Raw genomic sequence first — 24,756 nt, 5'->3', positions numbered from 1 at the left:
CCAGTGGGAAGGGTGCAGTACCGGTAGCGCTGAACGTGCTGATGGGGGTGCCGGTCATTCATGTCATTCTCTGCCGGTGATGCCATGAAGCCTCCGTTACGGCCTCTCTTTTGGGCTGGTCTGGCACCGGCCCGGCCTTGGTCTGCAACGGCTCCGCCGACCTTCTTCCCCCTTCCCCTACAGCATCAAGCCCTGCGACCGCGACAACGACCGCGCACCCGACTTCCGCGTCACCGCAACGGGTGTCGAGTTCGGAGCCGGCTGGAGCCGGACCGCCCGCGAAACCGGCGCCGAATACCTCTCGCTCAAGCTCGACGATCCGTCCTTCACGGCTCCGGTCTATGCCTCCCTCGTCCAGGGCGACAAAGGCGAGCACAAGCTCATCTGGTCCCGCTAAACAGCACCAAGGCGCCCCGCTCACTGCGGGGCGCCCTCATTCGATCACATAGCCCAGCGCGCGATAGCCCACTCGTCGCTTTGCCGCCATCCGGGCCAGAACGGGAACGGTGCTATCGACGTAATCGACGACCAAGACGTCTTTCTTGCCATCATGCTGACGATGCAGACGTCCGACATATTGCGCCAAAGTTCCTTTCCAGGCGATCGGCATGGTGAGGAACAACGTGTCGAGCCGGGCGTCATCGAAGCCTTCCCCGATATAGCGCCCTATCGCAAGTATCAGACGCTCATCATCGTCTGCGACATTCAACGCCGTGTTGGCCTGCTTGCGATCCTTCGCCGACATGCCACCGCGCAGCACCACCAGATTTTTCACGAACGGCGAGAACTTCTGCTGGAGATAGTCGAGGTGATCCTTACGCTCCGTCAGCAGTATGGGCGAACGTCTGGCCTCAAGGGATTTCAGCACGTCATCGAATATCAGGTCATTTCGGCCTTGGTCCTGCGCAAGGGCCGCATAGATCGCTGGCATTGACGGGCGCTCGGCCGAGACAAGTGACGCTGGCAACTCAAACTTCGTCGAACGGTCTCGGGCACGGTGGCGAATACCACGCTCGGCAGCTTGAACTCTTGCATCGACCCGATGGCGAACGGGGCCGCATTGCATGAAGATAATCGGATGATGTCCGTCTTTTCGGGCGACCGTCGCTGATAGGCCAACCACGTATCGCGCCTTGGACCTGCGAGCGACAAGTTCAAAACTTGTAGCGGACAGATGGTGGCACTCGTCGACAATCAGATGACCGTAATTTCCCACGATGTCATCGACCTCGCCATTGCGAACCAAGCTTTGGATCAGCGCCACATCGATGACCCCTGTTGGCTTCCTTTTCCCGCCACCGATAATGCCGATCTGCTTTGGGTCGATGCTCAGGAAGGAACTCAGACGCTCTACCCACTGGGTGAGAAGCTCCCTGCGATGAACAAGAACAAGCGTGTTGCGGCTTCGATGTGCAATGAGTGCAGCTGCGACAACTGTCTTGCCGAAGGCGGTCGTGGCGGCGAGCACGCCGTTATCGTTGGCGACAAAAGCATCAAAGGCCCGCGATTGTGGCCGTCGCAGTTCCCCTTGGAACGAGACGCCGGCGGGTAGCGCATCTCCGTCTTCGCGGTGATCCTCCAGAATGGCGGTCGAGCCATGGCTCTTAATGAGCTCAATTGCTTCGTCGAAGCAGCCTCGTGGCAGCGCGACATGGCGTGGATGAAGCTCGGCACAGGAGATGATCCGCGGCTTGCCGAATGTCGGCAATCGCATTGCTTGCGCACGATAGAATTCCGGGTTCTGGAATGCTGCCAGGCGCACGAACTGCGCAATCAGCGCGGACGGAAGCTCGGTCCTATCGATGTAAACCTGGTCGGCAATCACGACCTTGATGCTTTGCGGGATCGCAGCCTCAATTCGCCGCGGCTCGCTACGACGTGACGGCAACATCTTCCACGGCTCATCGGCATGTTCGTCATCGACCGGCATCCGGACGCCCAAGACCCGCCCCGACAACTCGGCTTCGTCGGCGATCCTGAACACTTCGTCCGCCGACAACCTGGGTAAAGACGACAGGTATGCCCACTGGTCGTCGTAGGGTTGCAGGTCGCCATCGACAAAAACGCTATTGCCGTTTTCTCGGGCTTTCCTTTGCAGGGGAAGCGCGATCAGATTGCCGAAGCCGCCAAGTGGCATGGTATCCTGGTTGGGAAAGAAACGGTCATAAGACGTGAAGCCGATCTCGGGGCGGTTTTCCATCGTCTCTGTTATGAGCGCGGCACCAAGTTGTCGGGCGATCCTCGCGGGAACGGGTTCTGAGAAGAATATCCAGACATGGCCGCCGTTTCCCGACCTCGACCGTTCAAGGGCTGCGGCAATTCCTTTTGCATGACAGGTTGCCAGCAACGCTCTGGTATCGTCCGCCCAACTTTCCTTGTCGAAGTCGGCAGCAAGGAACCAGCATGTCTCGTCTTGCAGCAATGGATATACGCCGGCAACAAAGTCGCTTGAGCGGGCATCGCCGCCACGAAGGTGCCTTTCTATGATATCTTCGGAATATGGAATGAAAGCCTGATGCGGGCAGTCCCCGCATTTCACCTTCGGCTTGCCGCAGATTCCTTTCACCCACTCGTTGGAACAGGATGGCGAATAGCCGGTGCGTCCATCCTTTCTATTTTCCCATCGCACGGGAAAGACATCGGGGCGCCCGGCAAACAACTGCCGGAATAACTCCACCTTCTCCATCGACGGCGAGCTGTTGGTAACAGGGGCATCGGTGAAGGCTGGCATCTCGGCGGCAACCTGGCTATCGGAAATCAGCTGTTGCTCAAACGCTTCCAGTTCACGCTCAAGCGCCATCCGCTCTTCAATCAGATCGGCTAACCGCCGCCGAATGCGAGCAATGTTCTCCCAAGCATCATTCTTTTCCGCCAACTTTGCAGCTTTCGCCTAAATGATCGTCGGGATCAGCATAGGCCAAAGATGTCTGCATTTTAAGACGCACTATCCATCTCAGCCGCACAGAAGGCTCCGGGATTATGCGGAGTAAAATCCACCGCAAACACCGGCAAAAGCAGGATCCAGCGACCGACACTCCGCATAATCCTGCTCTTCGCATAATCGACATTACCTGCGAGGATGCGGAAGTCGGGACCCTTTTCGGTAGCACGCTCGACGGCGCGGATGGTTGCCTTGACGTTGAGGTTGAGGGTCTTGATGGTGCCGTTGAAGCCGTTGCCGGAAGCGGTGAAAGAGCCGATGGTTGCCATTGTCCTATTCCGTGCGCCAAGAGTGATGGCTGGAAACCGTCACGCGCGCCTTTTGCCCCTGCAGGGTGGGAGACCCTGCCGCCAACGCGCCGCAAGCGCGGGGGCTGAAGCAGACGGGTGAGGTAAGCCGAGTGCCTTTGGCAAGCCATAAATAAGCAGAACCCGTCAAAGTCGGAGGGTCAGGGACTTCCGCCCGTGGCCCGTCCGGCGAGCATGCCTGCTATGGGAAGAGTAATCGAACCGATGTCTGAAGCCTCGTTGCAACATGGAACCTGCCAAACCGGAAGTGGGCAGGTCGGTCGAAAGACCGGAGAAGCGCCGATCCCCGCTGGATTGCCGGGGGTCAGGGGCGTGCGCAGTCGCGCGCGTCAGCCAGCGGCCCAGCTTGCGGTGGCCGATGGTCAGAGTTCTCACGGGGTAAAGTCGGTCCCTACGGCAGGCGAAGGAACATCAGGTGAACTTGGGAACCTTGCCGTGTTCTCTCTCGCAGGATTGCGCGAGATGATCGAGGCGACCGATGATCGGCGCGGCAGGGGGCGGAGTCTCCATAGTAGTCCGAGGGCGGGAAAGCCGTCCACATGGCGAAGGGAGACAGTGAGTGAAGCAAGCCGGCAGGAGGTGGGCCGATGAAGCCCGATGCGGTGAATACCGTGTTCGTCCTCGACATGCAGCGCAAACTTCACAGGTGGAGTGTCGCGGACGCCGACAAAGTGTTCGCGGACCTGTTCAACATCGTATGCGACCGCAGGACGCTCTCGGAAAGCTGGCGACGATTGTCCCGTAACAAGGGCAGTCGAACACCGGGAACCGATGGCGTCACGCGGAAAACGGTCGAAGAGCGGCCGGGCGGCGCTACGCAGTTCATCGAGGATATTCGAAACGAGCTGCGCGGCGACACATATCGGCCAGAGCCTGTCAGGCAAAGGCTGATCCCCAAACCGGGTAAACCCGGCAAGGTACGTCCACTCGGCATTCCGACGCTCAAAGACCGACTGGTACAAATGGCTTTGAAGCTTGCGCTGGAACCGATCTTCGAGGCGGACTTCTATCCGACCTCATACGGCTTCCGGCCCGGCAGGAGCACCCATGATGCGCTGGCGAACATCCAGCGTCATTTGCACCCCACACCGAGCGGCACCTCCGAGTATCGCTGGGTGATCGAAGGGGACATCAAGGGCTGCTTCGACGCCGTCGATCATCATGTGCTGATGGAACGGGTACGCTACCGTATCGCGGATCGCAAGGTCCTTGGGCTGGTGCTCGCCTTCCTGAAAGCCGGTGTCATGATCGAGGGCTCCGTCCGCCACCCTGTTACGGGTACCCCGCAAGGTGGCATCATCTCGCCATTGCTGGCCAACATCTATCTGGCTGCTATCTGGCTGCCATTGACGAGAGGTATGGACGGTGGTCGATGCGTCCTCGCGAGCGACCGCAGAATGCAGCCGATCGGCGGCTTTACGACCGCCGGAGAAACAGGCCGACATTCTTCGCCGTTCGATATGCCGACGACTTCGTCGTGCTGACGGACGGAACACGCGAGGAAGCGGAGACCGAAAAGCTGGCGCTGTCGCAGTTCCTACAGCAGGAATTGCGCATGGAACTGTCGATGGAAAAGACCAGGATCACCCGGGTTGGGGAAGGCTTCGACTTCCTCGGCTATCGGGTGGTGCAAACCAAGGCTCGCCGCACCGGTCGTATGGTCGGCAATCTCTTCATTCCGAAGAGCAAGCTGAAGGATTTGCGCCACAAGATCAAGGTCAGGGTGAAGGAGACACCGACAGGTCAATCCCTCGCCAATCTCATCGAGAGCCTCAACCCGGTCATCACCGGCTGGCGAAATTACTACCGCTACGCCACATGGGCCACGCGGGACTTCTCCGGTCTGGATTGGTGGCTATGGGAGCGCATTGGGCGATGGCTGCGCAAGAAGCATCGAAAGGCGACATGGCGTGAACTGTGTCGCCGCTTCCGCGCGACAGCGCCCGAAAGCCGCTGGCGATGGGTCGACGGACCGAAATCGCTGCGGTTCTTCCGGGAAGGAGGATCGATCCGCTTCCCGTTCCGGGGCATACGAATACCAAACGGATGGAACGACCCTGACGAGAAGTTCAGAAAAGGAGCTGATCGCTTCTGGGCATCGTTCGACACCCTCATGTCCGTGTGAGGACCACCCGTGGCAATAGCCATGCATGGAGAGCCGGTGGCTTGGAAACTTGCACGTCCGGTTCGGCGAGAGGGGTGCAGAAACCACCTGCCGCGAGGCAGGCAGGCGCTGTGCTCCTACTCTACTTTTCTGTTGCTCGGGCCGCGCCCACCGCGGCCTCGATGGCTGTCGATAAGACCGGGGACGATCGGCCCGCACCTGTAAGGCCGAAACGAGAGTGGAGGACGGCCAAGGGTGAGGCTTTCTTGGCTCGCGAGGAATGGCGGCGATCCGGGGTCCCCGCGCGACCTGTCGCGTGGGGTGGTTGCAGACAGGGGAAGAAAACGAGCCGGCCGTTGCGGATGCCGATCGAGCCGAGTTGCAGCTCGGCGGTCTTCGGGCAAGACATGCCCCATCGAGGCCGCAGTGGGTGAGGCAGCTGACAGATCGCAAGGATTACGGCAATGACGTCATCGGGCGGTGATCCGTGGGAAACGCCCTGCCCCTTGCTCCAGCACACCAAGCTCACAAACGCCAGGCTTGATCGCTCGCTTCGACGCACCTGCGGGGTTGGCGCCAAGCTGTTTCTCGCCGATTTGTCGATATGCCGCGTAGCAAACGTTCAATTGTATGGCCGCCTCATCTCAACAGGCACGCGCCGCAACTCGCGTCGATCTTTCAGCCGGTTTCCAGTGCGAAGATTGAGACCCCCTGTTCATGGCAGCCTCCAGTTTCGTCAGGCCTGCCCACGACATGCGTGGAGGTGCCTCGGGAGTTGCTATGTACCAGACACGAGTAGTGGGATGGGCATTGCTGTATTCGCCTCATCGAGGATGTCGAACGTGTATCGTCCTTGCACATCGACATCGACTGAATAGCTCAACCTGTCGCGAACACGGTTGTCTTCGTCAAACGTGAGCACTTTGGGCTTCAACGACGTTATCCGCGTTTCATCGAGATAGACCGAGTTGCAGATGATGACTTGATCACCGGGCTGACATGTGCGCGCGGCAGCTCCGTTTAGAATGCAGCACCTCGAGCCACGTAGCCCCAGGATGACGTAGGTGGAAATCCGCGCCCCGGAATTCTTGTTCCAGATCTCGACGAACTCCATGGGGAGAATACCGACTTCTTCGCAATGGTCCGGGTCGAGTGTAATGGACCCATGGTAGTTGAGGTTCGCCTCTGTCACGGTGATGCCGTGAAGTTTCCCCGCGACCAGCTTTCTCATCGTTTCTCCGCTTGCGTTTCGTGGGCTTTATTAGAGCAAGGTCTCTCGACTGGAAGACACTCAAACATCGAATCCACTAGCGCTCAATGTTTCAATCCCCCAAGATCGCCGTTCGCTTTGGGCTGACGCTGAAACAAAAGCGCCGTCAGGCGGGCCGGGCGGCGAAGCCTTAGGTGGCGAGTGTATGCCTACTCGGCCGCCTCGCGGAAACCTTCGGCAATGTCGTCATCAATCCGGCTGCTGTCTTCCGATTCTATGCATTGCGCGCGGGCCGATATGCGCGTCTAAAATCGAGCGCCATTTCAAATTGAAACGGGCATTATTCTTTCAGAAAACTGGTTGCTTTCTTATGCAAAAACCGCGGCGGGCTCACCAAGCAACTCCAGGTCAGGTTCAACGCCAAGACCCGGAAGATCTGGAGGAGTCATATTGCCGTTCACGTTGCGAGCTCCACGACCTGGCGCGGGATCGACAGTCACCATCTCCTGGCAACTCCAAGTTCCGACGAACCTATTTCCGGGGATCGTCTGACCGAAGTGCGCTCCTACGGTATCGTTAATCACGGTCCCGGCCATGCACATCACAAGCATTGAGATATCATAGGCAAGACATAGGTCGCGCAGCTTCCTTGCTTTCGTGATGCCTCCCACACGAGCGACCTTGATGTTGACTACTTCGCAGGCGCGGTCGTTTATCGCTCGCACGAGGTCGCGCATATCCACGATGCATTCGTCAAGGGAAAGCGCCTGACGGGTCTGTCTGCGCACCGCGAGGCACTCATCATAGTTGATGCAAGGCTGCTCAAACCAGGCTTCCTTGTCAGAAACGGCGTTCAGGATTCGAACAGCTTCCAAAGGAGACCAGCCCCCATTCGCATCGAAGATGAACTCTTCTCCGGTCTTCCGTTTATCCGCGAGGTGCATAACGCGGTCGATGTCGCTTGAAACGGAATCGCCAAGTTTGATCGAGTGCCGCCGATATCCGAGACTCCTCCAATGCTCGATATTCTTGAGCATTGCCTCCGGCGTATCTACGTGGATACTGCTGACCAACGGCATCTCATTGGACACTTCTTTGCCTCCAAGGAGAGCGTAAATGGGAAGTTCCACCGCCTTACCCAAAATATCCCACAGAGCGTAGTCGACCGCGGCCTTGGCATAGATGTGCCCCGCCAAAACCTCGTCCATAAGTCGATTGAGTACCTCAACTTCGCGAGGATCGCGGCCGATGAGATGCGGTGCAAGAGCTGCAATAGCCATGCGGATGCCGCCCGGGAAAGCTGGTAGATAGTTGTTACCCCACGGAGCAAGTTCGCCCCAACCCTTAATGCCGCTATCGGTATCTATTTTAACGAAAGTCGACTCGAACTTTTCAAACCTGCGCCCACGCGAAAGATGGTAAGGCTCGATGAGTGGGAGTTCGAGATGGTAGAGAGAAATTCTGGTGATTTTCATAGCTGCTCCAATAATTCTCTCGGGTATTTCTAGCGGACTATCCGGTCACTTTATAAAACTGGACAGTACCTCGTCAACCTGATTCTTTCATTTTGGCGAAGTCTCGGCTCGGCGGCCCTCGTGCGAGCGCCACCGTGTAGCGTCGGTGCATGGATCCGGAATTGAGCGGTGGCTGATCTTTGAAGGGGTATACTTCACTTGCACGCCCCAAGTCCGTCCGCTGCAAGACAACCACGGCATAGTCACTGCATCAAAGAGCAGAATCCATTCACACCGGGAGCGATGCTCCAAAGCTGCTGCGCATTCGTGGAGGACATCGCTTTGGAGCGCGCTTGGCGAAGCGAGTCTGATGTGAATAGCTCAAATAAGACTATATGGCCTAAATAAATTCTTTCGAGTATGAAAAATCTTGCCTGTCGGGGCCGACCCCAATTTAATGGCTCCTTGCAAGGACTAAAACAAGCAAAGTTGGAATCAAATCGATGCGCAGACAGCCCAAAAGAACGCAAGGGTTATGGTGGCATAGCTTGTTGGCCATCGACATCCGTGACGGATCGGCCAAGGTGAGAGATATCGTGGTGCGGCACCTCCACAGATTGAGAACCATCTGTGATGTCCTCACTTTCGAGAGCGGTAAGCCACCCGCAAAGGAACAGAAACCCCATCTCTATCACACCCCGCCGTGGTGAAATCCACCTGCGCGGCAGTCCGTAAGAAGTCGTTCCGGAGCGAAACGGGATTTCACTGGAGCCCGTCGAATCGCTCGCAGCATAATTGTGTCCAGCGATAGTGGCTTCTGCGATCCTTTCAAAAGTTTGCGACAGAACCGCCAGTACACAATACAATCTCAAATCGCTCAAGCATCTTTCTAAGGCCCGCATTCTGCTGACGCAGGTGTTCCGCCAGAAGCCATTTCAAGTGCCGATTCTCTTCCTCGAGGAAGGCCAGTTCATCGGAAGATATCTCATCTCCAACGACCGCCGCACGCGAAGGGGAGACATCGCTCACATCCTCGACGACCAATTCGGCGCGGGTCTCATGACGCCGGGACGCCCGTCTCGGCCGATGCTTAGGCGCGTCTGCCACCGCGTCTACAACGTCACTGTTCGTTGAAACCTGATCTTGCCGGAATTGATGGATCTGATCGGCTTCGATCAACGGCGCCACAAAATGCTGATCTTCAGCAACCTCGATGGTGTCTGCGACCTCCGTTTGCCGATCCAAACCGGGCGGCGCCTTCTCTTCGGGTCCAGAGGTCCCCGAAACGACGCCTGCCTTAAACCGATGCTCGGCCTCTGCCTCACGGGCGAGCGCCTTGAAATCGGTATCGCCCCAAATTGACTTCGGCTGCATTTTTGAACGTCTGCGCGTCGATTTGATTTCGACGACGAAACTGCGCTGCTGTGTTTTCATACGTTTGTTTCTCTGGATACCGTCACGCGGGCTCAGGAGCGTTCGAAACGCTCGAGCATTTTTCGGAGCTGGGCATTTTGTAAGCGCAGCTTTTGCGCCAATTGGTCTTTGAGCTGCTTGATGTCTTCGTCCAGGCTGGCCGCCTCGTCGAAGAATGGGTTTGCAGACGACGCTGGAGTTTGTGATACCGGCTTCTCATCGGCGGCGACTGCAGTGCTTTGTTCAACCGCATTGAGTGGGCCTTTTTTTTGGGCCCACGAAGGTTTCGTCTGACGGGTTTGAGGTGAGTTTGTTGGCGTCAACGCTGGCACATCGGAACCCGATTGGTGCGGCGCATTGATCGCACCGACCTTTTGCTCCTCGGGCGGCAGCGATACCGGCGCGGCTTTACTGGCATCGCTCTTGGGGCCGTTCTCTGTCTCAGCGATATCGTTCGATCGGCTAATATCGTTATGGACAGGATCGGCAGCTGTTTCCGGTGAGGCCAACACAATCGCAGGCGCTGGCCGCAGTTCTATTTCGACAAGCTTGCGATCGCCGTCGCGCGCAATCGTTTGGTCTGGCACCTCAGGCGGTTGTCGCCGCGACATCAGTTGCGCAAGGTACTTCCATGGTGGTTTCATAGGTGCTTCACTCCGAACGCCAGACACCGCGAACGTGCTGCAGCGCTCCATCCCGGCTCGTCAACGAGCCGGGGCTTATTAAACTGGCGAGGAACAGAGTGGATAGCTTCGGTCGCACAACCGATCCACTGCCCGGTTCTATCAGATCAAAGGCCGAGGCGCTTGCGCAGATCGGCATTTTCCGCGCGCAGTTTTTCGGCCAGAGCCGCGCGAAGTCGCTTGTTTTCTTCCTCGAGCCGGATGAGGTCGGCCATCTCGTCGCCTGCCGTGACAGGCGCCGCTTTCGGGACTTCGGCTCGGGTGACGGACTTGGCTTTCCTCGGCCCTTTGATGCGACCCTTTGCCGTGGCGGGTGTTTCGGCAACAGCCGGCGCCGCTTCCACTCGTGGCACCCGCTTCTTGCGTGGGACCTTTGCTGTCTTTACGCTGATTGCCGAAGGCTCAGACACCGTTGCCTCAGTGGCGGTCTTAAGACGACGCGGCCCACGCAGCTTCTTCGGTGCAGGCACTTCTGTTGGCGTATCCGTTGTCACAACTTCACTTATCGCGCTTTTTTCGTTTTCGTCAGTCATCGGTATCTCCATGTGCGGTGCGATTCTTTTCGACTGCGCAAGAGCTGGTGTCAACAGAGGCTTCACTACAGACTATGTTTTCGACGCCAGGTGGCCCGGATCCTATAAATTCGTTCGAATTCATGGCCATGGCCGGCGCGCAACCGGTCGAGACGGGTGATCTCGGCCTCCAGCCCGGCCTTCTGCATCAGCCGTTCGTCGCCCGAGGCAATCGCCTTGGCCATGGCGAACTTGTCGGCCCGCCGCTGGCCCATGTCCTCCAGCCGCCGGACGCTGGTGTCGCCGGACAGGGCTGATGCGATCCACAACCGAAGGGCTTCACCATGGATATCCGACAGTCGGCCCGTACGGCTTCTTCAGGAGCCCAGGCTGTGCGCTTCTTGCGATCAGAGATAGAATGCCTTTACGCAGACAGGACTACCGATTGCGAGGCGGCTGCCAGTGTCGGCCAGTTCGCCACTGTCAGGATTTCGCCGAAAGACCGCTATCGAATGGGAGTCCTGGTTTCCTACCAGCAGGTGACGGCCGCTCGGCGTAAGGAAGAAACTTCTCGGCAGGAGACCGCCAGAGGACATATTTCCGGCGGGCAGAAGCACGCCTAATTCAGGCTGGACGGCAAAAACCGAAATGCTATGCGTGCCTCGATTGGAGCAATACAGAAAGCGGCAATCTTGAGAGAGGTGGATATCCGCGCTGTCAGGTCGAGAATTGGGCTGATTAGCCGCGACAGTTTGGATGACGACTAGTGTTTCGCCGTCTCGCTTCAGTACAGATATGGTGGAGTCGACCTCGTTAATCACATAGATGAAGCGACCGTTGATATGCTGGGCCACGTGTCTCGGCCCCGCGCCGGGATGTACATTGACCGACGCTGTCTCAGACAGCTCCCCTTCTGCTCCGATCGAATAAGCGAAGACTTTGTCCAAGCCCAGATCCGGAAATATGAAAGTGCCACCTTCAGGCGTTTCAGAGATCATGTGCGCATGTGAACGTTCCTGGCGATCCGGATTCGGGCCAAGGTCACCCACGAGCCGGATTGAGTGGCAGACCGTGCCGAGCGATCCGTCATTCTGGATCGGAAACACCGCGACCGACCGGTCTGGAGGACCCTGCCCCAATGAATAGTTGGCAACTAGCACAAACCGCCCGTCGCTCGAGACGGCGTTGTGGACCGCAATACTGCCTAGCGTCGGCTGCTGGTTGAGGTATAGGAGCGTCCCTGAAGACGCGTCAAACCTGAACGCGCTTACGAGGCCCTCGTACCACCCGGAGACCTCGGATGTCGTATAGATAAAACCTCTCTTATCAACACTGATGTACGCAGGGTTGTCGATCGAGGTTGTCACTGCCAGCTCCTCGAAATGGAGCGTGTCTTCATCCAGCGAAAATATCGAAAGTCCCCTGCCTTTCGCTGGCTCGTAGTACGGCGCGTCACGGTTGAGGCAACCTACTGCCACATATAATCGCGAGTTCAATTTGTCCACCTTGTCCGACTGCCCATGCTGGCTGGCTGCCCATTGAAGTTAGAATACAGGGTCAAATCAGACTTTGAAGTATGTATAAGAACTATGTAGTATTTCAAGATCGCCGTCCGTTTGGAGCGGCTTTCACATTATGAAGGAGCGTACTTTGCAAAGACTTTCTCGAAAAATCGCCGTGGTCACAGGAGGCGCGGCGGGGATCGGTAGAGCGTGTGTCGAGCGTTTTCTGGCCGAAGGAGCTCGGGTGGCGCTGATCGATGTTAACGAGAGGGCGTGTGCCGCTGTCTCAGAGGCAATTGATAATGGTGAGACATTACGCACTTACGTCGTTGACGTTAGTAAGGAAACGCAGGTCAAGGACGCCATCGATAGCATCAACCGCGACTTCGGCGGCATCGACATTTTGGTGAACAACGCAGGTGTGGTCCGACCCTGGAAGTCTACGCACGAAGTGAGTGAAGAGGAATGGGACGCCCTGCAGGGCGTAAATACCAAAGGAGTCTTCTTCGCTACCAAGCACACCCTTCCTATCATGATGCATCGGAACTCAGGTTCTATTGTAAATCTCTGCTCGGTTGCGGCGATCCTGTCTTTCGGTGGCATCGCGCCCTATCATGCCGCGAAGGGCGCAGTCCTCGCGATGACGAAAAACGATGCCATGGACTACGCCAAATACAAGATCCGTGTGAACGCGGTTCTGCCCGGCTGGATACTGACGGACATGGTACGTGATGAATTGCGCTCAGAGCATCCGGATTACGACGAAGCTCTCCGCGCGGCGACCGCTTTGCAGCCCTTGAACATGATGGGAGGTCCGGAAGACGTCGCCGCTGCCGTTCTTTACCTCGCTTCAGACGAAGCCCGTTATGTCACAGGCGCTGACATCGTAATCGACGGCGGTTACTCCGCTCGCTAAACGCGATGCTGGCGAAACTGGGTGGATCTTCCGCAGAGCCACCCAGTTTCGCGTTCGTCGAGCGCAGGCGTCCCCATCGCTCACCTCGGGGGTGAAACGATATGGATTTGATCAGGACGACTTCCGAGTACCCGCCCACGTTACCGAATGTGCACACCAACCCCGCCGCAGGATCGTCGTTATAGCCAGAGAACAACTCGCGTATGACTTCACCACACATTAAAGTGCCAGGAACCCACCATCAACGGGCAAGACCGCCCCGTTGACAAAGCTGGCGAGTGGAGACGCGAGGAAAACGACGGGGCCGGCGATCTCGTAGGCGCGACCCGCTCTTTTCATGGGTGTGTGCGACATTACAAACGCCACGCGATCCGGGTTCGACCTTGACGCAGCTGTCTGCGGCGTGTCGATAAACCCTGGAGCCACCGCGTTGACTCGGATCTCATATCGCGCAAGCTCCACCGCCAGCGCCTTGGTCAACATCAGAACCCCGCCCTTACTCGTGGTGTAGGCTGTGGTGTCGTTCGGAGCCGCCGCGTAGGACTGAATTGATGCCAGATTGACGATGCATCCTTTGGTCCTCTTGAGCTGCTCGAGAAACGCCGTCACGCCGTACATTATACCGTCTAAATTGACCGACATCACCGATTTCCACGTATCGAGATGTTCCGGCGAACCGGTCAGCCCTCGCCGATGTATCCCGGCGTTGTTCACGAGGATTGCGCAATCGCCCAAGGAGCGACTTACCTTCTCAGCAACTTCGACCGCCGCGGCGGGATCGGCAACATCCCAAACAAAAGCCTCGACTTTGCCTCCCAGGGCGGCAATTTCATCTGCTGTCCCTGAGAGCGTATCTGCGTTGTTATCTGCTATCGCTAGGATTGCTCCCGCCTTTGCCAGCGCTAGTGCGATCTCTTTGCCCATGCCTTGGCCGGCACCAGTAACAACCGCCACCTTGCCCTGCAGCAGTGGTGCGCCGTTCAATGAAATCATAGGTATCTCCTCATTCAAATCGTAAGCCATCTGTTGCGGATCGCTTCGCCGTCTTCGCGAAACTCCCGGATGCCGCAGGTTTCTACGACGTTACCCTTCGACATCACGAGAACACGGTCCGCGACGTCCTCCGTCAAATTGAGGTTCTGCTCCACGAGCAGTACTGCAACGCTCTCTTCTTTCAGGCGTTTGATTACTTCACCGATCTGGTTCACGACGTTGGGCGCGAGACCCTGGGTGGGCTCGTCCAGCATCAGGACCTTCACATCGGTCACAAGAGCCCGGCCGATCGCGAGCATTTGCTGTTCGCCTCCCGACAAAGCGTGGCCGAGGTTATTTGTCCGTGCTCGCAGGTTCGGAAACAGTTCGAGGATTCTTTCCTCGGTCCAGACCTTGGGGCGGCGGCGCTGTCCAACCCGTAAATTCTCGAGCACCGTAAGCTTGGGAAAGATTTGACGTCCCTCGGGAACGTATCCGATTCCCGCACGCACAATCGAATGCGGGTTGCACCCCGTCAGGTCATTGTTTTCTAGTGTAACCTTCCCCTTTTGGATGGGGAGAAGGCCGAGTATAGCCTTGAGTGTGGTGCTCTTTCCGACCCCGTTGCGGCCAACCACGGCGGTCACCTCGCCCTTGGGAACATCAAGTGTCACTCCGTGCAGCACTGTCCCGGTGCCGTATCCGGCTTCAACTCCTCTAACTTGCAGCATGGTGTGTCCCCAGATAGGCTTGTTGCACGGCCGGATCTTCACGAACATCGGATGGCAAACCATCCGCAATCTTCTTGCCTCGATCCAGGACGACGATCCTATGGGCAAGTCCGAAGACAACGTCGAGGTCATGTTCGACCAGTAGAACGGCCATGTCCCCTTCGTCGAGCAGGCTTTTAAGAAGGGCCACCGTACTACGTGTTTCCTCAAGTGACATGCCTTGGGTAGGCTCATCGAGCAGCAGCAACTTGGGCTTCACGGCCAAAGCCACTGCGATCTCCAACAGCCTCTGGTCACCATGGGACATCGTCTTTGCAACGACGTCTCGATGAGATCGCAGACCCACCCTATCGAGCCAATACGTGGCATCGGATTCGGTTTGGAGGACAAAATCACGAGAAAACATTGGACGCAGACGCCTATTGCTGCTCGCCTGTAGCGCTAGCCTGACGTTTTCCAGGGCCGTCAGTTCCTGGAAGAGAGACGTAATCTGGTAGGTGCGGCTCAAACCACGGCGTGCCAATGTTTCATCCGGCAGATGCTCGACCTGACTGCCGCAGAAAAGGACGCGCCCCGCGGTCTTTCCCACACAACCTGCGATTAAGTCGAACAAAGTCGATTTGCCCGCACCATTGGGGCCGATGACGGCAACGACGTCCCTTGGCTTGACCGAAATGTCGACGTTGTCGACCGCGGTGAGAGCGCCCCAGGATTTAGTCAAGCCAACACACTCAAGAAGCGACATGACGATCCTCCAAGGCTCGTTCCTTTCGAAGGCGGTACACGTGCAGCATCGAAGATCGAATACCCCACAGACCCTTGGGCGCAGCGACTACAATCAAGATGAAGAGAATGCCCATGAACAACTGCCAGCTCTCGGTGACACCACTGAGCTGATGGCTCGCCAGGACGATTATCGCGGCACCGACCATAGGACCGATAAGAGTTCCTGCCCCGCCCAGAACCACGGCAATCAAAACCTGACCAGACAATGTCCAGTGAACGAGTTCTGGAGAAACGAACAGAAGAAAACCTGCGTGAAGCGCTCCTGCCACTCCGGCCAACGCGCTGGAGAATACGAATGCTGATAGCCGCAACAGGCGCGGGTTATAGCCGATAGCCCTGGAACGCTTTTCGTTCTCGCGGACTGCGACGATCGCGGTTCCGAGAGGTGACCGGACGAAGTTGTGCGAGACGAGAAATAAGACGACGACAATGGCCAAGGTCAGCCAGAAGTAGCCTTCCCGAGATGTGAACCAATTAAGTTCAAAAGGTCCCGGGTTTCTTGCCAGACCGGAAAGGCCGTCCGATCCTCCCGTAACGCCGTCCCATTTGAAAGTGATGGCGAAAGCTAGTTGCGCGAAAGCGAGCGTCAACATTGCAAACGCCACGCCGTTGGCTCTTGTGCAGAGCCAACCGATCGGCAACGCAAGGACGATGACCGCTCCCGTAGCCATGACGAGTGCAAGAGGAAGTGACCACCCGTCAAGGAGTGCGATGGCAGCCACATACGCTCCGGCTCCATAGGGAGCTGCGTGGCCGAACGAAAACATCCCAGCGTAGCCGACCTGGATATCGAGGCTCATTGCGAACAGGGAAAAGATCAGAATTTCGATCAGGATTGATACCTGATATCCGGAGATAGCCAGAGGGGAGAGCGCCAGCAGTAGGACAACTAAAGGGGCCGTGATCTTCATCATTCAGCCTCCCCGAACAGACCACCAGGTCGGTATAGCAGAATGCAGATCATCAGGACATACGTAGCAATCAAGGCAAACTCGGGCAGGTAGAAATTCCCAAACGTCTGCGTTGCCGCGACCAAAACGCTTCCGAACACGGAACCAATGAAGCTCCCCATGCCTCCGATCATGACGATAACAAAAGCGTCGATGATGACGGCGCTACCCATGCCGATGTATCCGCTGATCAAAGGCACGGCGAGATATCCTCCCAGTCCGGCAAACATACAGCCGGCGGTGAACGTCAGTGATCTGATGACTGCGACGTTGATCCCAAGAGCGCTGGTCATCTCCGCATTCTGCGAAATGGCTCTAACCAGGAGCCCAAGCCGTGTGCGCAAGAAGACAAAGGTCAAGCCTGCCAGTACCACGACACCGACGGCGATAAGGAAGAGCCGATACACGGGAAAGGGTTCGCCAGCCAACCAAACCACGCTCGAAAGTGCATCTGGCAATGCGACGTCGCGGGTGTTCGGTCCCCATATCAGTCTCGTGCTCTCCGTCAGGACGAGGCTCATGCCGAAGGTAACGAGAAGGAAGTTTCCGCCGTCGCGACCGTACAGCCTCCTCAAAAGAAAGAACTCAAACAGCGCGCCGATCATTCCCGAAACTATCGGGGCTGCCAGAAAGCCCAACCAGAATGAAGAGGTGATTGTTGCAACTGAGATGCCAGCGTATGCGCCGATCATGTAGACCGCACCATGTGCGAAGTTCATGATGCGCATTATTCCGAAGATTAGCGTCAGGCCCACAGTGATGATTGCGAGCAATGCCGCCAGTGCCAGCGTGTTGATGGATAGGTTTAGAAACGTCTGCCATGAGATCATTGTTTGATTCCTACGAGCCGGGTTTCTGGGTGCGATGATTGCGCGCCGGGAGTCCACCCGGCGCTAGATTTGAACAATCTCACCTCAGGCTTGGACTGCTGAGATCAGTAGGAATCTTTGCGGCACTCGGGCACAACGTCCGGACTTGCGAATGCTTGTATGATCTTGGGGGTTGGATAGGGCAAACCGCTCTGGTTTTCGAGCGTAGCCATGAAGACCTGCTGCTCCGCCTGATGATCGCAAGCTCGCATTGTGACCTTCCCTTTGACGGAGTCGATCTCGAGGCCCTCAAGCGCGGCACGAACGGCCGCCGTATCCGTCGACTTGGCCCGGAGGATGGCCTCACGGAGAAACTGAAGCGCCTGCCAGCTCTCGCCTTCCCAAGTGTCAGGGATGTCGCCGTATTCCGCCTTGAACAGTTTCACGAACTCGGCGTTCTTTGGCGTGTCGTATCCGAAATTGTACTGCGAAACGCCCGTTAGGCCGAGCCCCACCTCGCCAAGTGGCTTTGTGTTGAGCAGATCTAGCACCTCGGTGATGATCTTCATCCGATCCGACAAACGATATTGCGCTGCTTGCTTGAGGAACGCGGTCGCGTCGTCGCCGCTCATGGCAACGTAGAGGACTTCGGGGTTCGCCTCGCGAATCTTGGCGATGTAGCTGGAATAGTCCTTCGCTCCGAGTGGGGTCAAAACAGAACCAATCTGCTCTTTGTTCATACCCGCCAGGAGCTTGCCGAATGTCTCAACACTCGTTTTGCCCCAAGCGTAGTCCTGTGCGATGGAGAAGAACCGCTTCTCCGGACCTTTGGCGAGCCAAAGCGCAATTGTCCGAGCTCGCATGGGGCCGGACGAGCACGAACGGAAGGCGTTAGGTACGAAGTTCTTGGCAGTGATCGAGCCCACGCCCGTAACGCTGGCGACGTAAAGAGCATTCCACTCTTCCAGCCGCGGCATCACCGCGAGCGACTCCGGACTGGAAATTATACCGGTAACAAGGTTGATCTTGTTTCGCTCGATGAGTTCGGATGTCTTTCGTACACATGTGGCCGGGTCGCCTTGGGTGTCCTCATAGAAAAACTGGACCTGCCGGCCATCAATGCCGCCATCGGCATTTGTAGCCTTCTCAAAAAGCTTGCAAGCTCTCTGGATTTGCAGGCCAAGCGCCGACCAGTTTCCAGTGATCCCTGTAGGGACGCCGATCTTGATGGATTCAGCGGCCGCGAAAACGGACTTAACGAGACCTGGGCACGTCAAAACGGCAGATGCCGCGACGGTAGTTGAAAGAAAATTCCTGCGCGAGATAACCATCATTGTTCCCTTCGACCGCTTGAAGCAGTTCTCTGAAAATGTTCGGCGATCGTGATCGATCACAGGAACAATATATTCGCCAACTATGTTAGTCAAGATATATAGTTGCGTAACCTTAAGATGCCTTCGTTACTGCGAAGCCAATGGCCTTTGGCAAGGGCTATCGACGGATGTGGGAAACGCACGCAAAGCCTGGATGCGGTGGAATCGGTTAAGTCGACCGACAGAATAGGCGTACTCGGTATTCGGGCACATCTACGTCACTCTATGACTCTACACTGGACTTAACAGCTGCTCGGCTGACTTTGAAAGAACTCTGAGCGTGTTCGGGGCGAATGACGTGAGCCACTGGAACATCAGCTTCTGGCATTGAAAAATGCGGCCGCGAACCAGTTGGCTCCCACTCGGCGCGTCGCTGTTTTGGATCGGTATTGTCGACAATCTGGTGGCGCGCAGTACCGCAGCCGGGTACTTCTCTTGGATAGAGGACAGATAGATAGTGAAATCGGAAAGCGACCCGGAGATTATGGAACCGCTTTCGCTATCCTCGTCACCAATTGATCCGACGACCACCTTGCCACCGAATTTGCCTATGAATCCGGCTAGATCATCGCCGGCTTTGAAGTTAAGCGTTGCGGCGACTTGAGGCGCAAAAACCTCGACCGCCTACTTTCGCAAACGGAGAGGCTCTGGATAGACGTACGTCTGTTCCTCCGACTTCTCCTTCTTTGCCCTCTCAGCTTTCACGCTAAAACAAAATTTAGACCTCGAATCGCATTTTTGAACCGCCACCATAGCCTAGCCAACTATCACAATTCAACGTTTAGTTGTGGCAGCATGAACCGTGAAAGTAACCTATTCTGCTGCGTAAAGGGCGGTTCTGCCGCGATTTTTGGCTCTCTGAAAATGGACTCGTGGCGGGTCCGCGCCGCCAAAGTCCCTTCAGAACTTCGCGCCTGCGTAGAACATCAGGATAGAGAGAGCGCTCTCTCGCTCCTCGCGAGTCAACTGTCCAGAGAAGTAATCGACGTGAAATTTCACCTTCTCGTCGATCGAATCCATGATATCCCTACCCTCTTCCGTGATTGCCACGTAGGTGATCCGCTGGTCCTGCTCGTCCCGTCGGCGCGAAGCCAGCCCCTTCTCGACAAGCGTTTTAACGAGGCTCGAAGCAAACGCCGGCGCGATATCGAGCCTATTGGCGATCTGGTTTACCTGGAGCTGCATATCGCGGCTGCCATAGATCTGGATCAGGGCCTGGTGCGCGAGTGGATCAATACCGTACTCTTTGGCTTGATCCTCGACGATGCGGAAGGCCTTCCTTAGAACGTAGCGCGCCTCGGCGACCCCAATGAAGTAGGTGTGCTTATCCTCGGTCTCACGAGACTTTTTGGCGGCATTTCCCTTGCGGCGCAGGCTTTCCATGTCAATATGCTCAGGAGACAACGTCGGTGGAGTCGAGACACGCTTTGGCTTGGGCGCGCTAGATTTTGCCTTTGGCTGCGAATTCATGGAAACCTTCTGCAATTGACGACCAGGAATTTGGCCGTCTCCGAAACATTAATTGGTATATTCAGCTTAGTAATATAACATAGATTTTTCAACCCCCGGGCAACTGGAATGCAGCTGGCCCAGTGGAAAACTTGATTTTCAAGCGGAGGTGAGGACGGCGGCGAAATCACTCGCTGTCCTCTATTTTATAACGGGTGGGCCGCCTCAGTAAACTTCTCGACCGTTAGAATGCCGGCAGCTTGAGAGCATCTTCGACCATCTTCGTTCCGCGGGCGTAATCGAAGTGGCGGTTGACGTTCTGTTTCACGAGGAACGACGCGCCGCCGTAGAACTTTTCGTACTGCTGGTGGCGGTTACCGAACTCCGAGCCGATGAAGTCCCAGGCCATCCGCATCACCGCAACGCGCTGCTTCGCATCGGCCGAAGATGAGCAGAAGTAGCGAGCGATATCATCCTTTGTCTCTGCACCGTCGAAGTCATCGACCGACGACGGTAGCGTAATCATAGCTGCGCCCGTCAATTCGCGAATGATCTCGATCATCCGCGCATTTAGTTCGGACTGCAACGCCATGACGGAGTACAGACCAGTCCGGGATGGCCACAGCACGCCCTTCTCGTCTATCGACGCCGTGACTTCCTGCGAAAGCAAGCTGTTCTCGATGATTGAGATCAACGAAGCCAGTTCGCCCATTTGCGTCTGCACGGCTGGATTGGCGTCGTTGCCAGTCAGTTCGTTCATCCGCTTGGCCAAGCCCATCATGAAACGCAGCTTGGTTGTGTAGCGGCACTGCGCCTGATGGTTTCCGTAAAGGTGAGCCGGCGTCTTCCACCACTGATCGCGCGCCACCTGAATGTTGCGGTAGATGAAGACATGCTCCCAAGGAACAAACACGTCATCGAGGACGACGAAGCAATCGGTCTCGTCAAAGCGCCCGGATAGCGGGTAGTCGAAGGAGTTCGTGGCCTTTTGACCGAACGGCCGGCGTGGATAGAGCTTCAGGCCCGGCGCGTTTGCGGGTACCGCTACACCGATCGCATAGTTCTCGTCGCCCGGCTGCAGCGGATGGATGCTGCTGATGTAGATGTAATCGGAATAGAGGCCTCCCGTCGCGAGCTGCTGCCCTCCCTTGATGACAATCCCGCCGTCCTTCTCCCGGACCACGCCTGCATAGAGGGTCGGGTCGCTCTGCTGATGCGCAGGCTTGCTGCGGTCGATCTGCGGGGGAACGATCGCATAGCTGACGTATTTGTGGCCGTCTCGCAGATGCTCGTAGAATGAGACGACGTTGTCGGCGAACTGCTGTCCTCCAGCGGCAAACACCTCCGGAACAGCTGCGTAGCCGCAGAAGAATCCGGCAACATGGTCAGGGGAACGACCCATCAGACCGAATGTCGATTCGGCCCAGGTTTCGGCTGCGATGCGGCGGGCCTTTAGGTCCGCGTGCGACCGAGGGATCTGGTATCCCTTCAAAACTGGCGCGCCGGTCTTGGGCGAATTGAAAGTCATCTTTTCCCGATTTTCGGGAGCGGCAGCGATGTCATACAGGTTGGCGATAGACCGAGCCGCGCGAGAAAACGCGGGGTGGCTGGTCACGTCTTCGACCAACGCGCCGTCCACATACACCTTCCGTCCATCACGCAAAGACGCAAGGTACTCCTCCCCCGACCGAAGTCCCTTTGCCTGTCCGTCCGACCCGCCAATTGCGTTAGCAGCCATGTTCATATCGATCCTCGCCTAGTTGAACGTCGTTGCAATTTGAAAAGCGTGCCCTGGTTCGCTGTTGACGAAAACAAACTCACGCTTCATACTCATCTAAATACCTAAGCTAGCTCAGTTTGTTTTGTTGTGCAACTGAGTTGATCGAAAATGAGGTTACTGTTCTTCTAGACGACTGAAAACACTAGGAAATCGCAGCCTCATGCGACTTTAGAACCGAGGAGAAATGCAAACGGATGTTGCACCAAGGCGTGAATATCGAAATGAGAACCGGCGCTTCGAGCCGCCAGACCACGGCCGTCGACAGGGCGATTATCGCAGGTTGGACCGGACGAGATCCGGCGGCGCTACAGGCTCACATTGACGAACTCGAAAAGCTCGGTGTGAAGCCGCCAAAATCAACCCCCATCTTCTATCGTGTGGCCGCTTCTCTTCTGACGCAGAGCGACACCATTGCCGTTGTGGGCACCCAGTCCAGCGGGGAAGTCGAACCTGTGATCGTCAGCACCACAAACGGACTATTTCTGGGGATAGGTTCCGACCACACCGATCGTGAGGTCGAAACCGTCGGAATTACGATCTCAAAGCAGCTCTGCGCAAAGCCGATCAGTCTGGGTTTCTGGGCTTTCGAAGAAGTGTCCGATCACTGGGACCAATTGATCGTCCGCTCCTGGGCCACTCGGAATGGCAAGAGGAATTTGTACCAGGAAGGACCGCTTTCGAAGATGCGCCACCCGTCTGACCTGCTCACCCGCTATGGCGGCGTGGACTATAAGCTGTCCGTTGGCTCAGTCATGTTCTGCGGCACGCTGGCAGTGCACGGCAAGATCGCGGCAACCGAGTTTTTTGAAATGGAAATCGAAGACCCAGTCCGTGTGCGGAAGATCAAACATCAGTATCGCATCGAAGAACTCCCGATCGAAGGGTGAGGAGCAAACCAATGCCAATGAACAAACCACATCTCGAATTCCACACACTTGATCTCAGCTCCGGATGGGTGACGCCGCCCGGGTATCCGGCGGGAATTCAGCAGAAGATTCTGGCAAGCGACATCGAGGAGACCAAAAAGGTAGGCGGTCGCACCCGCCTTCTTCGTTTCGAGCCAGGCGCCTTTACGACCAAGCCTTTTGTTCACGACCACTGGGAGGAAGTGTTCCTGATGTCGGGTGACCTTATCGTCGGCAACGACGAGCAGGGAAATGGCGGGGAGCAGTTTCCTCCGAACACTTATGCTTGCCGCCCGCCGGGCGCTTACCACGGCCCATTCAAATCGGTCGCCGGCTGCGTGCTGTTCGAAATCCACTACTACGACGAAACTCAGAGCTAGGAGGCTGCTTGTGACGTTCAAGGTTGCGGTCCCCGATCTTATTTCCAACTCCTATTTCCCCGTCGCAGCAGCCGTCGAACTCGGCTACTTCAAGGAAGAAGGCGTTGATGCCGAGCTACGGCTTCTATTTCCGGTCGATCGTGCGTACGCCGCTCTCCGCGACGGACAAATCGATTTCGTCGGAGGCTCGGCCCACTCCGCACTTTCCGCCTTTCCTGAATGGAAGGGCGTGAAGCTTGTGTGTGCGCAAGCACAGGGAATGTATTGGTTCTTGGTCATGCGGTCCGATCTCGCAGCAAAACGCAACGACCTATCCGTTGTTCGCGGCAAGAGTATCGGAGCCGCTCCCTGGGTTGAAATGGGCCTTCGGCGATTGCTGCGCGAAGGAGGGATCGACATCGAACGTGATCAAGTAAGGATCGCCCCGGTTCCCGGCGCGACAGGTTCCAGCGTGAATTTCGGCCTCACAGCCGCAAAGGCCCTTGAAAATGGGCTCATTGACGGCTTCTGGGCTAACGGAATGGCAGCCGAAGTAGCCACACGGCGCGGGGTTGGCACTATTGTTCTGGATGTGCGTAGGGGTGATGGGCCGGCCACCGGTTTCAACTACACCTTCGCATCCGGAGCCGTCACGACCGATCTCCTTGAGCGGTCTCCATCTTCGGTGGCCTCCGCGGTGCGCGCTATAGTCAAAGCCCAACTTGCGTTGAGGGCAGACCTTAGCCTCGCTACTAAGGTTGGCCGAAAGCTGTTTCCGGCAGCGGAAGCGGAACTGATCGGCGACCTCATTAAAAGAGACCTCCCGTACTACAGCTCGACAATCCCTCACGAGGCCGTCGCGGGAATGAATGCATTCGCTCGCGATATTGGAATTCTCAAGGGGTATCCGTCCTACAATGACGTGGTCGCGTCGCAGTTGTCTGGGCTTTGGAATTCAGCTCCTATGGAGGTGCCGTCGTGACAATCGATCAACGTGAGTTCCGTTCAGCTCTCGGTAAGTTCGCTACCGGTGTCGCGGTCGTTACCGCATCCGTTGACGGTGTGCGGTTAGGGTCAACTATCAGTTCATTCAACTCGGTGTCACTTGATCCTCCACTGGTTTTGTTCAGCCTCATTCGGGATTCTCTCGGGATCGAACAATGGCGGCGGGCGACAGCTTACGGCATTTCGATTCTGACCGAAGGCCAGGTGGCAGTGTCGAACCGCTTTGCGAGGGCCGGAACAGACAAGTGGGCGGGAACCTTCGATATCGCCGGAGACAACGGAGTTCCTCTAATCGCCGGGAGTTTGGCTCATTTCCAATGCGATCCATACGCAATCTATGACGGCGGAGATCACGATATCTTTGTCGGCAAGGTCACGGATTTTGCCACCCCTAAGCAAAACGACGCGGCACTGATCTTTTTTGGTGGCAGGTATCGCCATCTGACACCGCTGGAGGGCGCTCCACCGCCGCCGGCCGACAACATGTGGCTACATGGATGGTAGTGACGGACCCTCGTTCGGGCTTTTCTCCCTAATTGCGGGTGTCGAACCATCAAACCAATGCTCAACACAAACTGGCTTCAGAAAGTTCGT

24 protein-coding genes and 1 pseudogene are annotated in these 24,756 nt (G+C 56.7%); 8 read left to right on the top strand and 17 right to left on the bottom strand.

Translation table 11 applies throughout. The annotated features are described in order from the left end of the window. Positions 1–181: 181 nt before the first annotated feature. A pseudogene (locus AB4Z52_RS19130) lies at positions 182–397 on the top strand (DUF736 domain-containing protein); the annotation flags it as partial. A gap of 36 nt (positions 398–433) precedes the next feature. On the opposite strand, the gene AB4Z52_RS19125 reads toward AB4Z52_RS19130, so the two are convergent. Then, a complete protein-coding gene (locus AB4Z52_RS19125) occupies positions 434–2,800 on the bottom strand; it encodes a TOTE conflict system archaeo-eukaryotic primase domain-containing protein (protein ID WP_442219496.1) in 2,367 nt (788 codons plus the stop codon). A 134-nt stretch (positions 2,801–2,934) separates the two neighbouring features. Then, a complete protein-coding gene (locus tag AB4Z52_RS19120) occupies positions 2,935–3,210 on the bottom strand; it encodes a DUF736 family protein (RefSeq protein ID WP_442219495.1) in 276 nt (91 codons plus the stop codon). Positions 3,211–3,836: 626 nt separating this feature from the next. On the opposite strand from AB4Z52_RS19120, the gene AB4Z52_RS19115 reads away from it, so the two are divergent. Next, the gene (locus AB4Z52_RS19115; protein WP_442219494.1) at positions 3,837–4,733 is read left to right on the top strand and encodes a reverse transcriptase domain-containing protein; all 897 of its coding nucleotides are present in this window, start codon (positions 3,837–3,839) and stop codon (positions 4,731–4,733) included. Beyond that, positions 4,727–5,374, top strand: coding sequence for a group II intron maturase-specific domain-containing protein (locus AB4Z52_RS19110; RefSeq protein WP_442219493.1), 648 nt, complete (start codon positions 4,727–4,729; stop codon positions 5,372–5,374). Before AB4Z52_RS19115 ends, AB4Z52_RS19110 begins: the two co-directional genes overlap by 7 nt. 757 nt (positions 5,375–6,131) lie before the next feature. On the opposite strand, the gene panD is transcribed toward AB4Z52_RS19110, so the two are convergent. The 7 genes from panD to AB4Z52_RS19075 all read right to left on the bottom strand — a co-directional run bounded on the left by panD (position 6,132) and on the right by AB4Z52_RS19075 (position 12,103). Further along, positions 6,132–6,584 carry an aspartate 1-decarboxylase gene (gene panD, locus AB4Z52_RS19105; protein ID WP_442219492.1) on the bottom strand — a complete coding sequence of 151 codons (453 nt, stop codon included), beginning with the start codon at positions 6,582–6,584 and terminating at the stop codon, positions 6,132–6,134. A 347-nt stretch (positions 6,585–6,931) separates the two neighbouring features. Further along, complete coding sequence (locus tag AB4Z52_RS19100) at positions 6,932–8,038, bottom strand: mandelate racemase/muconate lactonizing enzyme family protein (RefSeq protein WP_442219491.1); 1,107 nt, start codon at positions 8,036–8,038, stop codon at positions 6,932–6,934. A gap of 807 nt (positions 8,039–8,845) precedes the next feature. Further along, on the bottom strand, positions 8,846–9,451 hold the full coding sequence (locus AB4Z52_RS19095; RefSeq protein ID WP_442219490.1) for a hypothetical protein: 606 nt from the start codon (positions 9,449–9,451) through the stop codon (positions 8,846–8,848). A 32-nt stretch (positions 9,452–9,483) separates the two neighbouring features. Then, a complete protein-coding gene (locus AB4Z52_RS19090) occupies positions 9,484–10,074 on the bottom strand; it encodes a hypothetical protein (protein ID WP_442219489.1) in 591 nt (196 codons plus the stop codon). A gap of 146 nt (positions 10,075–10,220) precedes the next feature. Further along, positions 10,221–10,646, bottom strand: coding sequence for a SyrB-like regulator (locus AB4Z52_RS19085; RefSeq protein ID WP_442219488.1), 426 nt, complete (start codon positions 10,644–10,646; stop codon positions 10,221–10,223). Between the two features lie 65 nt (positions 10,647–10,711). Further along, positions 10,712–10,954, bottom strand: coding sequence for a hypothetical protein (locus AB4Z52_RS19080; protein WP_442219502.1), 243 nt, complete (start codon positions 10,952–10,954; stop codon positions 10,712–10,714). Between the two features lie 78 nt (positions 10,955–11,032). Further along, entirely contained in the window at positions 11,033–12,103 is a 1,071-nt protein-coding gene (locus tag AB4Z52_RS19075; protein ID WP_442219500.1) for a lactonase family protein, read from the bottom strand. 157 nt (positions 12,104–12,260) lie between these two features. Between AB4Z52_RS19075 and AB4Z52_RS19070 the strand changes: the two genes are divergently transcribed. Next, the gene (locus tag AB4Z52_RS19070) at positions 12,261–13,043 is read left to right on the top strand and encodes an SDR family NAD(P)-dependent oxidoreductase (protein ID WP_442219487.1); all 783 of its coding nucleotides are present in this window, start codon (positions 12,261–12,263) and stop codon (positions 13,041–13,043) included. 219 nt (positions 13,044–13,262) lie between these two features. On the opposite strand, the gene AB4Z52_RS19065 is transcribed toward AB4Z52_RS19070, so the two are convergent. From AB4Z52_RS19065 to AB4Z52_RS19030, 8 genes are all read right to left on the bottom strand, one after another. Further along, positions 13,263–14,036, bottom strand: coding sequence for an SDR family NAD(P)-dependent oxidoreductase (locus AB4Z52_RS19065; RefSeq protein WP_442219486.1), 774 nt, complete (start codon positions 14,034–14,036; stop codon positions 13,263–13,265). Between the two features lie 14 nt (positions 14,037–14,050). Beyond that, positions 14,051–14,746 (bottom strand): ABC transporter ATP-binding protein, encoded by a 696-nt coding sequence (locus AB4Z52_RS19060; protein ID WP_442219485.1) that lies wholly within the window; start codon positions 14,744–14,746, stop codon positions 14,051–14,053. Further along, on the bottom strand, positions 14,733–15,491 hold the full coding sequence (locus tag AB4Z52_RS19055; protein WP_442219484.1) for an ABC transporter ATP-binding protein: 759 nt from the start codon (positions 15,489–15,491) through the stop codon (positions 14,733–14,735). The genes AB4Z52_RS19060 and AB4Z52_RS19055 overlap by 14 nt, the downstream gene beginning before the upstream one ends. After that, positions 15,478–16,446, bottom strand: coding sequence for a branched-chain amino acid ABC transporter permease (locus AB4Z52_RS19050; RefSeq protein WP_442219483.1), 969 nt, complete (start codon positions 16,444–16,446; stop codon positions 15,478–15,480). Before AB4Z52_RS19050 ends, AB4Z52_RS19055 begins: the two co-directional genes overlap by 14 nt. Next, complete coding sequence (locus AB4Z52_RS19045) at positions 16,443–17,312, bottom strand: branched-chain amino acid ABC transporter permease (RefSeq protein ID WP_442219482.1); 870 nt, start codon at positions 17,310–17,312, stop codon at positions 16,443–16,445. Before AB4Z52_RS19045 ends, AB4Z52_RS19050 begins: the two co-directional genes overlap by 4 nt. 104 nt (positions 17,313–17,416) lie before the next feature. Next, positions 17,417–18,622 carry an ABC transporter substrate-binding protein gene (locus AB4Z52_RS19040; RefSeq protein ID WP_442219481.1) on the bottom strand — a complete coding sequence of 402 codons (1,206 nt, stop codon included), beginning with the start codon at positions 18,620–18,622 and terminating at the stop codon, positions 17,417–17,419. A 942-nt stretch (positions 18,623–19,564) separates the two neighbouring features. Next, positions 19,565–20,047, bottom strand: a complete 483-nt coding sequence (locus tag AB4Z52_RS19035; protein ID WP_442219480.1) for a MarR family winged helix-turn-helix transcriptional regulator — start codon at positions 20,045–20,047, stop codon at positions 19,565–19,567. A 310-nt stretch (positions 20,048–20,357) separates the two neighbouring features. Further along, entirely contained in the window at positions 20,358–21,857 is a 1,500-nt protein-coding gene (locus tag AB4Z52_RS19030; RefSeq protein ID WP_442219479.1) for a 4-hydroxyphenylacetate 3-hydroxylase family protein, read from the bottom strand. 230 nt (positions 21,858–22,087) lie between these two features. On the opposite strand from AB4Z52_RS19030, the gene AB4Z52_RS19025 reads away from it, so the two are divergent. The 4 genes from AB4Z52_RS19025 to AB4Z52_RS19010 are packed head-to-tail and all read left to right on the top strand — an operon-like array spanning position 22,088 to position 24,666. Continuing rightward, positions 22,088–22,780 (top strand): DUF2848 domain-containing protein, encoded by a 693-nt coding sequence (locus AB4Z52_RS19025; protein WP_442219478.1) that lies wholly within the window; start codon positions 22,088–22,090, stop codon positions 22,778–22,780. 11 nt (positions 22,781–22,791) lie between these two features. Continuing rightward, on the top strand, positions 22,792–23,178 hold the full coding sequence (locus AB4Z52_RS19020) for a cupin domain-containing protein (RefSeq protein ID WP_442219477.1): 387 nt from the start codon (positions 22,792–22,794) through the stop codon (positions 23,176–23,178). A 10-nt stretch (positions 23,179–23,188) separates the two neighbouring features. Next, positions 23,189–24,139: an ABC transporter substrate-binding protein gene (locus tag AB4Z52_RS19015; protein WP_442219476.1), complete on the top strand. Its 951-nt coding sequence runs from the start codon at positions 23,189–23,191 to the stop codon at positions 24,137–24,139. Next, the gene (locus AB4Z52_RS19010; RefSeq protein WP_442219475.1) at positions 24,136–24,666 is read left to right on the top strand and encodes a flavin reductase family protein; all 531 of its coding nucleotides are present in this window, start codon (positions 24,136–24,138) and stop codon (positions 24,664–24,666) included. The genes AB4Z52_RS19015 and AB4Z52_RS19010 overlap by 4 nt, the downstream gene beginning before the upstream one ends. Positions 24,667–24,756: the final 90 nt, after the last annotated feature.

The sequence above is a fragment of the Rhizobium sp. 2YAF20 genome, from assembly GCF_052114685.1.
Classification (GTDB): Bacteria; Pseudomonadota; Alphaproteobacteria; order Rhizobiales; family Rhizobiaceae; genus Rhizobium.
Note: the sequence above shows the minus strand (reverse complement) of the source record. Positions and strands in the feature narration are given on the sequence as shown.